Origin of the sequence: Halocola ammonii (assembly GCF_049334165.1) — a bacterium.
Classification (GTDB): Bacteria; Bacteroidota; Bacteroidia; order Flavobacteriales_D; family Sanyastnellaceae; genus JBEGHD01.
In genome coordinates this window covers 234,251-246,037 of sequence record NZ_JBEGHD010000004.1, presented here as the reverse complement: position 1 = coordinate 246,037, position 11,787 = coordinate 234,251, and the positions used below count along the sequence as shown (strand labels likewise).

Annotated in this window: 10 protein-coding genes; 3 read left to right on the top strand and 7 right to left on the bottom strand. The window is 44.2% G+C overall.

What is annotated here, in order from left to right:
- The 7 genes from ABHV44_RS06125 to ABHV44_RS06095 form a co-directional block, all read right to left on the bottom strand.
- Positions 1–1,868 (bottom strand): hypothetical protein (locus tag ABHV44_RS06125; RefSeq protein ID WP_459073783.1); only part of this gene is annotated, 1,868 nt, incomplete at its 3' end.
- Positions 1,869–1,893: 25 nt separating this feature from the next.
- Positions 1,894–3,990, bottom strand: coding sequence for a T9SS type A sorting domain-containing protein (locus ABHV44_RS06120; RefSeq protein WP_459073782.1), 2,097 nt, complete (start codon positions 3,988–3,990; stop codon positions 1,894–1,896).
- Between the two features lie 132 nt (positions 3,991–4,122).
- Positions 4,123–4,701, bottom strand: coding sequence for an L-threonylcarbamoyladenylate synthase (locus tag ABHV44_RS06115; RefSeq protein ID WP_459073781.1), 579 nt, complete (start codon positions 4,699–4,701; stop codon positions 4,123–4,125).
- Positions 4,691–6,982 carry a type IA DNA topoisomerase gene (locus ABHV44_RS06110; protein WP_459073780.1) on the bottom strand — a complete coding sequence of 764 codons (2,292 nt, stop codon included), beginning with the start codon at positions 6,980–6,982 and terminating at the stop codon, positions 4,691–4,693. Before ABHV44_RS06110 ends, ABHV44_RS06115 begins: the two co-directional genes overlap by 11 nt.
- A 15-nt stretch (positions 6,983–6,997) precedes the next feature.
- Positions 6,998–7,945, bottom strand: coding sequence for a phosphoribosylaminoimidazolesuccinocarboxamide synthase (locus ABHV44_RS06105; RefSeq protein WP_459073779.1), 948 nt, complete (start codon positions 7,943–7,945; stop codon positions 6,998–7,000).
- A gap of 283 nt (positions 7,946–8,228) precedes the next feature.
- Positions 8,229–8,645, bottom strand: a complete 417-nt coding sequence (locus ABHV44_RS06100) for a lipocalin family protein (protein ID WP_459073786.1) — start codon at positions 8,643–8,645, stop codon at positions 8,229–8,231.
- Positions 8,635–9,576 carry a PhoH family protein gene (locus ABHV44_RS06095; RefSeq protein ID WP_459073778.1) on the bottom strand — a complete coding sequence of 314 codons (942 nt, stop codon included), beginning with the start codon at positions 9,574–9,576 and terminating at the stop codon, positions 8,635–8,637. Before ABHV44_RS06095 ends, ABHV44_RS06100 begins: the two co-directional genes overlap by 11 nt.
- A gap of 165 nt (positions 9,577–9,741) precedes the next feature.
- Here ABHV44_RS06095 and ABHV44_RS06090 point away from each other — a divergent pair, with 165 nt between their 5' ends.
- From ABHV44_RS06090 to ABHV44_RS06080, 3 genes are read left to right on the top strand one after another with little or no spacing between them, the layout of a single operon-like run.
- On the top strand, positions 9,742–10,572 hold the full coding sequence (locus ABHV44_RS06090) for an SAM hydrolase/SAM-dependent halogenase family protein (RefSeq protein ID WP_459073777.1): 831 nt from the start codon (positions 9,742–9,744) through the stop codon (positions 10,570–10,572).
- Positions 10,535–10,831, top strand: a complete 297-nt coding sequence (locus tag ABHV44_RS06085; RefSeq protein WP_459073776.1) for a putative quinol monooxygenase — start codon at positions 10,535–10,537, stop codon at positions 10,829–10,831. Before ABHV44_RS06090 ends, ABHV44_RS06085 begins: the two co-directional genes overlap by 38 nt.
- Before the next feature lie 31 nt (positions 10,832–10,862).
- Positions 10,863–11,660 (top strand): DUF5984 family protein, encoded by a 798-nt coding sequence (locus tag ABHV44_RS06080; RefSeq protein ID WP_459073775.1) that lies wholly within the window; start codon positions 10,863–10,865, stop codon positions 11,658–11,660.
- Positions 11,661–11,787 lie beyond the last annotated feature (127 nt).

Below are 11,787 nucleotides of genomic sequence, written 5' to 3'. Positions count from 1 at the left end.
GGGTAAACAGAGATTTGAGAATCTTTGTTTCGCTCGTCAACTGAATCAACGTCATCATCAATTAGAATAAGCTCTTCCGAGAAAGATTCAATTGCGTCAAATTCAGGATCGGCCGAACTCACATCTATTTGAATCATTCCTGTGTGAAATTCACCTTCGACTGCTTCATCATCAAATGCAGTGATTGAAACATCAAACATTTGGTCACTCAGCGGTTCAGAATCATCGAACGTAAAAACTACAGGCACTCCCTGGCCATTTCCTAAATCTAGTTGATCATCCGGAGTTAAGGTGACTTCAACAGATTCAGCCGGTAATTTTGAAATGAACAGATGAGAATTGAGAGTTTCACCCTCAGGAATCGAATCAAAATAAGGAGTTTGAAGATAAACTTGAGCTTCCTGTTCTGCTAATTCTCCCAGGTTGTATTTGCAAAAGAATCCTTCTTCTGCAGCATTGCTTCCAAGAGTTTGATTACCATCTTCATTTGCAAAAATGAAGTTCGGATTGCTTTGGTAGTTTCCTCCTAAAAAGAGTTCTTGATTCTCACTAACATAGAATTCAGTTCCGGTGATCTCTCCTGATTCATTGGATATGAATGAAGCCCAATCGCTTTCACTATTAGCCTTAATCCGCTGAACATAAATGTTGTCATTTGTAGATGTTGTATAGGTGTTCTGATCAGTGGACATGCTTTCGTCAAAACGGCCATATAAATATATATCGTTTGATGCTTTGATTTGTGCATCATAAAGGCTATACCCGGATACATGTTGATTATAGTAAACTAAAGACAGTTTTAGATCTCTATTAAATTTTAATACAACCGTTTTGTTGTCTTCTCCTTCAGATAAATCTATATCAAACTCATTAGAATCTAGATCTGTATAAATTAAAGATTCATCATCGGTTGTCAGAGTAATTAAGAGTTCACCATAATCATTTAGTGTGTAACTGCTGAAGCTAGTTGATTCATTACCTTCAATAACAAAATAATTTATAAGATTTAGATTTTCAGAAGAATAGAAAGGAACAACCAGACCAGTTTCATGTTCAATGTTAATCAAGGTACTCTCGTCAATTCCAATATCCAAATTAGAGGTTTGATCGGATCTAATTGCTAAGAGGAACTTATCATTGAAAGGAAAAAAATGGGCTTTGGAAACTCCTTGAGTTGCAGCTGTATTAAAAACCTGATCCCATTCAAGATTTCCTGTCTCAAAGTTGAGGGCCATAATTATGCCACCACTAGTATTGCTGGTCGAATATGAAATGTTCTCACCAAGTGGATCAAAAGTTAATCCGTCCTGGGCTGCGAGGGAAACAATAACATTATCTCCAGAGAATTCAAAATCAGTAGGACCTCCTATAAACCCTGGTACAAATTGCTTGATCCATACGGGTGAGCCATCTATATTATACAATCCCAAAAATCCATCTCCAATAATTGATTCAGAAGTCAGAATTAATTCAGCCTCACCCGTCCTGTCAAAATCGAATGAGCCTTTAAACCTTCCGGCTACCATGAAAATTGAATCGTTTAAAAATTTGACCTTATTGATAAAGCTACCAATCTTCATGTGAAACCAAACATTTCCGTCAGATTCATAAACCACAACAAAACCTTGAGCACTCTCAGTCTCCTGAGTTAAGATTATACTCTCTGCTCCTATAGCTATATCTGTACTCTCATAAAAATGTCCTGCAATCAAAGCTCTATTTAGAACATTAGAATATTCTACATTCGAAATGCGATCATTAAAACTCGTATTCCCCGAACCAAGGCCGTAGCTCTGGCCCCATTCGAAAGTTTGGGCAAAGAGTGCAAATGGTGTTAAAATGAAGAAGAGCAAAAGGAGCTGTTTCATGGCTTTGTGTTTTAAGTTTTTCAGTTTAGAGCAGGAGTAGTTTGGTAGTGAATTCATTTTTGCCAGTGTTTACCTGCATAATGTATGAACTTCTGCGAAGATCTTCTACAGATAGTTTCTGATTTTTAGGATGGTCTTTAATTTCAAAAACTACCCGTCCATTGGCATCAATAATTCGAATGAGGTCGATGGTTCTCCCTGAAAGGTTTTCTGGGTAATCGATGGTGATTTCATCGGTAGCCGGGTTTGGGTAGACTGAAATTTGAGCATCTGAATTTTGCTCTTCAACTGCGTCCGGGTCGTTGTCGATAATGTCGAAAGTGATAGTCTGGTCTTCCAGGCTGGTGAAGTTTGATTCTCCAGAAGAAGTGAAAGTAATTGCTCCTGTGTGATCTCCTTCCACATCCTGATCATCAAATGCCGTAACATCCAAATTCATGATTTTTTCACCATCGGGTGTGAAAGTCAACTCAACCGGTTGTCCGGCTCCGTTTCCTAAATCGATTTGCTCGTCAGGTGTAGCTTCTACAACCACATCTTCAGAAATTTCGCGGTTGATGGAAACATACACCAGCGAAGTAGCCCCAGCTTCTTCAATTTCCGTGTGAAGGATTGGAACATTCAGAAAAACTTCAGCCTCATTGGGCTCTTGCGTGTAGCGAGCGAGAAAACCGTTTTCCTCTTCGAAGTTTCCAACCAGTTGCGTGTTCGCAGAAAAATCAAAATCGTGGTTTCCGGTGTAGTAGCCGGATATGAGAATGTCCTGCTCTTCATTAACTGAAACGGAGTTCACTTCCAGTTCTCCTTGTTGGGAAGGGATGTTGTGTGCCCAAACCAAGTTTCCAAGTGGATCGAGTTTTAGTATGAAGCCGTTATTTAGGGAAGAGGCGTTTTCTTCAAACATTGCTTCACCTTCATAACTTAATACGCCTCTGTAATAACCCACAACATATAAATAACCAAACTTATCGATGATCAATGCTTCGGATTCAACTGCTAAATCAGTCTGAGTAATTTTGCTAAGCCACTTTATAACACCATCACTATCTTGACTAATAAAAGAATGATAATTCACATTGCCACCCTCTGAAATTAGAAGAAGTTCTTCTTCAGAGCTTGTGAAAAACTCCAAGTTCTGTCCTCTACAACTATGCGCGGTAATGGACCCATGCTCTTTATGAGTAACCGTTTTAAGGGGTATAGCAAGATCTCCATCTTCAACAGATTTTAAGGTTGAAAAATTTGAAAGCTCTTGGTTATTCTGAGAATAAAAACCCAAGAAAGAGCCAATATTGTCGTTATAATTAATTTCATTTTCTGCAGCAATTATTGCCACATTCAAGTTTCCAGAACTTACGGCCATGGTAGGTGAAAATTGATCATTAAGAGTAGTTAAAGATCGGATTTGACAGAGACCATCGTTTAATCCAAAGATATGGCTCCATTCCAAAGAGCCGGTTTCAAGATCAACTCCAACAAGAAAGGAGTCTGTGCCATCCTCATTTAATACAACCTGTGTGTCTCCAGATGTGGTAATAATTAAATCTGTATTAAAGAAAAAGCCGCCTATGAGGACTTGAGAATCGAAAGTAACCATATCCGCCATACCAATACCAAAGTTAGAGCTAAATGTGGCTACCCAGTGAGGAGCTCCATCTGTCGAGTATAATCCTACAAATCCATCACCTACAACTTCTCCTTCATACATAAGACTATCTGAAGGACGAGGGTCAAGGTCAGTTAGACCTGCATAAACTCCCATGACAAGCATGGTCGTATCAGAAAGAAGAATTACATCACTAATTGCCGGTTCGAAACTTATATAACTCGACAAACTCCAATCTTCTTGATTATAAATTGCAACAATTCCTTGAGAAATATCATCTTCTGGTGCACTGACAGTGGCGGTGTTTGACCCAATGTCCAGATTTATTTGTTCGTAATATCTTCCTGCTACCACAACTTTGCTCAGTTCATCGTAATGTTTAGAAATTCTGACCCTATCATAACTAGCACCTTCAGTAGAACTCCCATAACTATGCACAAAATCCAGATCCTGTGCGGAAGTTGAAAAGAAGGTGAGAAGGAGTGTGAGAGCGGTAGTTAGAGTTTTGATAGTCATGTGTGTTCAGTTTAGAAAATTGTCGTCTATTGCACGAATATAAAACATTGAATCTTTCAATGAAATGAAAATCAGGTCAATGCTCGTGATCTCAAGTGGTTTGGTGGAAGACGAGATTCTAAAGGTGCTGGATCACTTCCTCAAAATCTCCACCAATCCGCCATCGCCAATTTTTATGACTGAGGAAGGAGTGGCGCTGCCGCGTTCATCCTGACGGTGGTCGACTACGTAGTCTACACTATCTTTAATTTTCTCGCTCACTTCGGCAAATGAAGCAGGTGAGGGCTCACCGCTGATGTTGGCTGATGTGGAAACCAACGGCTTGTTGAGCCTGCGGATGAGCTGTCGGCAAAAGTCGTCTTTGGTGATGCGAATTCCTACGGAGCCGTCTTCGGCAATCACTTGTGGGGCGAGGTTGTAGGCTCCCGAAAAAACCACAGTCGTTGGCTTTTCCGCCAGGTCGATGATGTCCCAGGCGACTTCGGGAATGTCTTTTACGTAGCGCTGCAGGTGGCCGTCATTTTCCAGAAGGACAATCACGCTCTTGCTGTCGTCTCGCTGCTTGATTTCAAACACCTTTTTCACTGCTTCGGGATTGGTGGCATCGCAGCCAATTCCCCAAATCGTGTCAGTCGGGTAGAGGATCACTCCGCCATTGCGCATCACTTCAACTGAACGGTTTACTTCTTCTTTGAGCTCATTACTTTTCATAAAATGCCTTGGCTTTTTTCACGAACGATTCTGTCATCTCCACTTTCTCGAGTCCGTTTGGAGCTAGCTCGAATGGGATTTTAAAACTGCACCCCGACTTGTAGTTAGCACAGCCGTAAGCTGTCGATCCTTTCAAGAAATCCGTTCCTCCACAGTCGGGACAGGCGATCGGGTTTTCGTTTTCCTCTTCAAACACGATGTTGAATGAATCATCAAACACCAATTTCCCTTTGAGGTTTTCACCCTTTTTCCCAAAACCGCTCAGTTTGATGGTACTTCCTTTTTCTATCAATCGGTCGACTTGCTTTTTAGGGAGCTTTTTTCCGCGGATACTAAATGGAATCAGGAAGTCGCAACCGTTGTTGAAGTTCGAACAGCCGTAAGCTTTTTTACCTTTCAGGATTTCGCCCTTTTTACATTTCGGGCAAACCGGTTGTCCAGAGTTGTCGGCTTTTCGCTTTTTGGTGTTCGGTTCTTTGGTGGCGCTTACCGCAGTGATGGGCTTCGCTTTAGCCGACCGCACTTCCTGAGTGAGCTCGGCAACCATTTGCTGCATTTCCTCTCTAAAGGTTTGCGGATCGAACTCGCCTTTTTCAATCAGTCGCAGTTTGCGCTCCCACACACCGGTGAGTTCGGCTGATTTGAGCAAATCGTTGCCAATCGTGTCGATCAGCTCGATACCTGTTGGTGTGGCTTCAATCCGTTTTTTCACTTTAGTGATGTAGTTCCTCTTAAAAAGCGTCTCGATGATGTTGGCCCGGGTTGAAGGTCGACCGATGCCGTTTTCTTTCATCAGCTCACGGAGTTCTTCTTTTTCAACTTGCTTGCCGGCAGTTTCCATAGCTCGCAAAAGCGTGGCTTCGGTGAAATACTTTGGCGGAGTCGTTTGCTTCTCCTGAAGATCTGGCGAGTGCGGACCGCTTTCACCTTCCTCAAATTTTGGCATTTCCTGCGGACCGTCTTTTTTGCTTTTGCCGTCCTTGTCGGCTTTTTTCTTTTTCGGATAGAGCTCTCTCCAGCCCGGCTCGAGGATTTGCTTTCCGGTAGCCTTGAAATCTACTTTTTCCACTTTTCCCAAAACGGTGGTATTGGAAACCGTGCACACCGGATAAAAAACCGCGATAAATCTACGAGCGATAATGTCGAAAACCTGTTTCTCGCGCAAGCTGATGTTTCCAGGTTGTACACCCGTTGGAATAATCGCGTGGTGATCAGTCACCTTTTCATCGTTGAAAACGCGCTTGGTCTTAGGGATTTTCTTTTTCAGCAACGGCTCGGTATACTGACTGTAAGCCGTGATTCCACGCAATGTGTCGGGAATTTTCGGATAGAGATCTTCGCTCAGGTAAGTGGTGTCGACACGGGGATAGGTCACGTACTTTCCTTCGTAGAGCGACTGAATGAGCTTCAGCGTTTCGTCTGCCGAAAAGCCATACTTCTTGTTGCATTCCACCTGCAGCGAAGTCAGGTCGAATAGGGAAGGAGGGTACTCTTTCCCCTTTTTGGTTTTGAAACTGGTGATCGTAAAGTCGTGCTCCTTGATCGACTCTGCAGCAGAGGCAGCTTCGTCTTTATCGAAATATTTTCCTTTGGTAGAGTTGAAAACCACATCGCGGTAAGTGGTTTTCACTTCCCAGTAGGTTTGAGGTTCGAAGTTGGTGATTTCCTTGTGGCGCTCTACGATCATGGCCAGTGTAGGAGTTTGCACTCGGCCAACAGACAGTAGCTGTCGGTTTTGTCCAAATTTGAGCGTATAGAGTCGCGTAGCGTTGATCCCCAGCAGCCAGTCTCCGGCAGCTCGGGAAACTCCGGCTGAGTAAAGCTTGTCGAACTCCGATCCGTCTTTTAGATTTTCAAATCCGGCACGAATCGACTCCTCGGTGAGCGATGAAATCCACAGTCGCTTCAGAGGCACTTTGCATTTTGCTTTGGCCAGCACCCAACGCTGAATCAGCTCTCCTTCCTGGCCGGCATCACCGCAGTTGATGACTTCATCGGCCTGTTCAATTAATTCCTTGAGGACGTTGAACTGCTTTTGATAATTCTCCTTTGGAATCACCTTGATCCCAAATTTGTGGGGGAGAATTGGAAGTGAATTGAGGTTCCAGTACTTCCAGCGTTCATCGTATTCACTGGGTTCTTTGAGTGTGCACAGGTGGCCGTAGGTGTACGAAACGCAATAACCGTTGCCTTCAAAATAGCCATTCTTCTTGGTGTTTGCACCCAAAATAGTGGCAATCTCTCTGGCTACACTTGGTTTCTCGGCAATGCACAGTTTCATACTCCACTTACTTTTTTAGCCGTGCTTTTTCAAAAATTCAAGGACGTTGTTCTCGATTCGCTGTTCGATGTTTTCGCTTTCGGCAGGAACAAATTTTTCACCAGTGAGACTTTCGTACAACTCGATGTAGCGATTGCTCACGTGTTCGATAAACTCGTCTGGCATTTCGGGAATGGACTGTCCGTCTTTACCCATGAAGTCGTGTTCTATCAGCCACTGGCGGACAAACTCTTTCGAAAGCTGCTTTTGCTGCTCACCTTTTTGCTGGCGATCGAGGTAGCCATCGGCATAAAAATAGCGAGATGAATCGGGCGTGTGAATTTCATCGATTAGGAAAATTTCGCCTTTGCGTTTTCCGAATTCGTATTTGGTGTCTACCAAAATCAAACCTCGTTCTGCTGCGATTTCAGATCCGCGCTGAAAGAGTTTTCGCGTAAAATCCTCCAACATTTTGTAGTCATGCTCGGTAACGATTCCGCGGTAGAGAATCTCCTCGCGGGAAATGTCTTCATCGTGACCTTCATCGGCTTTGGTAGTAGGAGTGATGATCGGCTCTGGAAGTTTGTCGTGCTCCTTGAGTCCATCGGGAAGGCGAACACCACAGAGTATTCTGTTGCCTTCCTTGTAGGTTCTCCAGGCGTGGCCAGTGAGATAACCTCGGATTACCATTTCCACTTTGAAAGGCTCGCAAGCCAGTCCTACTGTCACGTTTGGATCTGGGGAGTCGATTTTCCAGTTGCGGACAATGTCGCTGGTTTTATCCAAAAACTTCGATGCAAGCTGGTTGAGTACCTGACCTTTAAAAGGGATTCCGCGCGGCATCACCACATCAAAAGCCGAAAGTCGGTCTGTGGCTACCATCACGAGCATGGAGTTGTCGAGCGTGTAGACATCTCTCACTTTTCCGACATAGCGGTGTTCGATGCCAGGGAGTTGGAGGTTTGATTCTTTTAAAGTATTCATCTATTGGTTAAATGATTTTGCTTTCGTTCTTATTCACCTTTTTGCTGTTGGCCTTTTATCTATATCTTTTTTCCTTGATGAAAAAAGAAAGAAAAAAATCAAGGCTGTGACCTCTACTCAAAATTTTACTTTGTCTCAACTAACTTCGACCGAGTGATCCTGTCGGCTTCTCGGTCTTCGTAAGTCTCGACTTTGAAAAATTTTTGCGCGAGCTCAAGGCCGGTCCCAAACCACTGCCAGTCATTCTCGGTCGGGGTTTGCTTTTAGTTACTTTTTCCTGCTTTTACTCCACCCTTTCCAAAGTAAGTTCGACATCACCTATCGTTCCCATTTTGGTTTGGAGCACTAATTTATCGCTGTCGAGCCATTGCACTTTTGAGTTGGTTTTGTCCTGGTCGGCCATTTGCAAAATCAACTCCTTGGACTCCGGATCGTATTTCCAGGTTCCTGTGCTGCTCTTCGAGTCTGCTCTAGAGCGAATGTCGTACGTAAAATCTCTGTTGAACCGATAGCGCACCGTTTCTGCAATTGCCGTGGTTTCGTCTACCAGCTCGGGTTTTAGTTCATCCGGGTTTTGGATTTTAAACTGAACCACTTTCCAGTTTCCTTCAATTTTATCTCGAAAGGATCCCGTGTTACAAGCCACAAAAAACAGCGCAGCTAGCGCAAAGAAGCTCCATCCAAAACCACTACTTGTCATTGTCAAAAACCTTGATGATTTTCTTTACCAGCTTGTGACGGATCACATCGGAGCCGGTCAGTTTCACAAATTCAATTCCTTCAATTTTGTCGAGCAGCTCCATCGATCGCGCCAGTCCCGAAGGCTGGGAGCGAGGCAGGTCAACCTGCGATGGGTCACCGGTGATGATGAACTTGGCCGTTTGTCCCATCCTGGTCAAAAACATTTTGATCTGCGGAACAGTGGCGTTTTGAGCTTCGTCCAAAATCACGAAAGCTTTATCCAAAGTTCGCCCGCGCATGAACGCCAACGGAGCTACTTCAATCACACCTTTATCGAGGTGATCGGCAAGTTTTTCGTAGGGGATCATGTCCATCAATGCATCGTAGAGCGGCTGGAGGTACGGATCGAGTTTTTCCTTCAGGTCACCTGGTAGGAAACCGAGATTTTCACCAGCTTCCACAGCCGGGCGACAGAGGATGATGCGCTTCACCTCGCGGTTTTTCAACGCTCTCACTGCCAGTGCCACTGCCGTGTAGGTTTTACCAGATCCGGCAGGACCCACGGCAAAAACCATATCATTTTCTTCGGAAGCTTTCACTAGCTTTCGCTGGTTGGCCGTGCGCGCAGTCACTTTGGTACCGCCCGGGCCGTGCACCAGAATTCCATCACCGTGAGACGACTCCCGAAGCTTTTCGGAGCCCTCTTCCATGATTTTTTCGATGTTGCCCTCGGTGAGGCTGTTGTATTTTTCGATGTGCCAAAAGAGCAAATCGACCTTTGTGGAAAAGCGCTCGAGCTCCTCTTCATCGCCAATGGCGCGAAGTACATTTCCACGGGCTATAATCTTTAGCCTGGGAAAATATTTTTTGATGAGCTTAAATTTATTGTTGGCCGGCCCGAAAAATTCGAGCGGATCGATAGCCGGCATTTGGATTTCTTTCTCTTGCAAATTTGTAATTCGTTAGCTGTGAGAACGGGTAATTTAATTAACAATGGAAATTCAGAAAATGAATTTCACGCGGCATTTTAGAGTGTTGCCGAATCGTTATTTTTGACGCAAATTAAAGAATTATTCGGCCAATCGGGCACTGACATTTCAACGAGAAATCAACAAATGGCGATCATCACACTCACAACCGACATGGGACTGCGCGACTACTACGTGGGCGCTCTCAAAGGTGCCATTTACTCGCAGGTAGAAAATGTCGAAATCGTTGACATTTCGCATTACATCCGACCGTTCGACACCTACCAGGCGGCTTTTGTGCTTAGAAATGCATACATCGACTTTCCTCCGGGAACCATCCATATCATTGGTGTGAACCCCGATGCGACTCACGATTTCCCGCATTTGATTGTCCGCCAGCACGACCAGTATTTTATAGGTGCCGACAACGGGATTTTTTCACTGTTGTTCGACATCAAGGTGGAGGACGTGTTTGAGCTCAACCTCTCGCAAGACAGTGACGACATGACGTTTGTCACCAAAAACCTGTTTGCCAAAGCGGCCTGTCACCTGGCTCGTGGTGGCACACCCGAGGTGATTGGGAAACGAGTGGAAGGCATTCGCCAGAGCGAGCGCTTCCGTCCGGTGATCGACAATCACCTGATCAAAGGAACCGTGATTTACATCGACAGCTATGGAAATGTGATCACCAACATCAGCCAGCAGCTTTTTAGAGACGTGGGAAAGGGTCGCGATTTCACTCTGCAGATGGGATTGTCGAAACACGATATCCGCGAAATCAAAACCGTTTACAGCGAAGTGAAAGAAGGCGAGAAGCTGGCGCTTTTTGGTAGCAGCGGCTTTTTGGAAATCGCTATTAATAAAGGAACACCCGAGAGCGGAGGAGGGGCGCACATGCTCTTTGGACTCAAGGTAAACGACATCATAAGAATAGAATTCAATGCTAATCAGAATCGTAAAGATGACTTTCCAACCTGAGAAGGTTGATGAATTTTTGGAATTGTTTGACTCAAAGAAAGAGGCCATTCGCGCCACCGAGGGTTGCGAGCACCTGGAGTTGATCCGGCAGATTGATCAGCCCAACGTGATGATGACCTACAGCTTTTGGAGAGGCGAAGAGCATCTGAAGAATTACAAGAACACAGACGTTTTCAAGGAAGTGTGGCCAAAAACCAAAGCGCTCTTTGCCGCCAGGCCCGAGGCCTGGAGCATGGAAAGGTTGGAGTTGTTGGAGTAAAAAAATCTGTAGGCCGCGAATCTAAAGTTTCATGATAATTAACTTTCAATTAAAGAATCCTGATCAAATTAATCCGGCTGGTACTTCAGCCAACCAGCATCTAAGTTGGTATCTTTTGACGGATGGCGATTTGTGGCTGAATTTGGGAGATAGAGTTTTTTATGAGTACTCAAAGGAGTCAGTGGCTTACCTGGGAGGAAAGAATTCTCCCTACAACGATTATTACATAGCACGCTTTATCGAGGACTTCATAGATTTATTCGAGAACATTCAGGAGGAAATTCCAGAGGGATTTTTCGAATTAACGAATGACCTGAGAAAGTTTCAAAGTGATGCCAACCAATGGTGGGATATGCGAGGCATCGATGATGATAAAGCGTTTGAGGATTATGAAACGTTAACTTCCTGGATCAAACTGCGAACATTAAGTTCTAAACACCTGAAGGGCGGGCCTGACATTTCATTTTTTAGAAGAGATGAAAAAATGAGAATACTCTGGAATTCAGATTATGTCTTAGAAAATGGTATTAATCTGTGGTCATCGGATGGCGGTAGATATGATATGAATTATTTCGAGTTCGTTGAAGAGGTCAGACAGTTTGGGCAGGACTTTTTTTCAAAGATGGAAAAGCAGGTGGAGTTCGCATTGAAGAAGGATTGGCATGATGTCGAAATTGATAAGCAGCGATTAGTTGAAGAGCACAGAATGAGGAAGGATGATTTTCATTCAGCTTTAAACTATCTCGTGAAGAATGGAGCAAACAGGACTAATTGGAAAGAGGTAGGGGCGCTGCTTGATAAGATGAAGGGTGATTTAGAAAGGAAGTAAATCGAGAAGCGTTGTTTAGGACTTGTCCACTCTCTCGACTCCGCTCGAGAACCTCCCACCGCACCAGCCGGTAGCTTGCGGGTAAGCCGGTTGTCGAGCGGAGTCGAGACAAGAAGGGTAGTAAGAC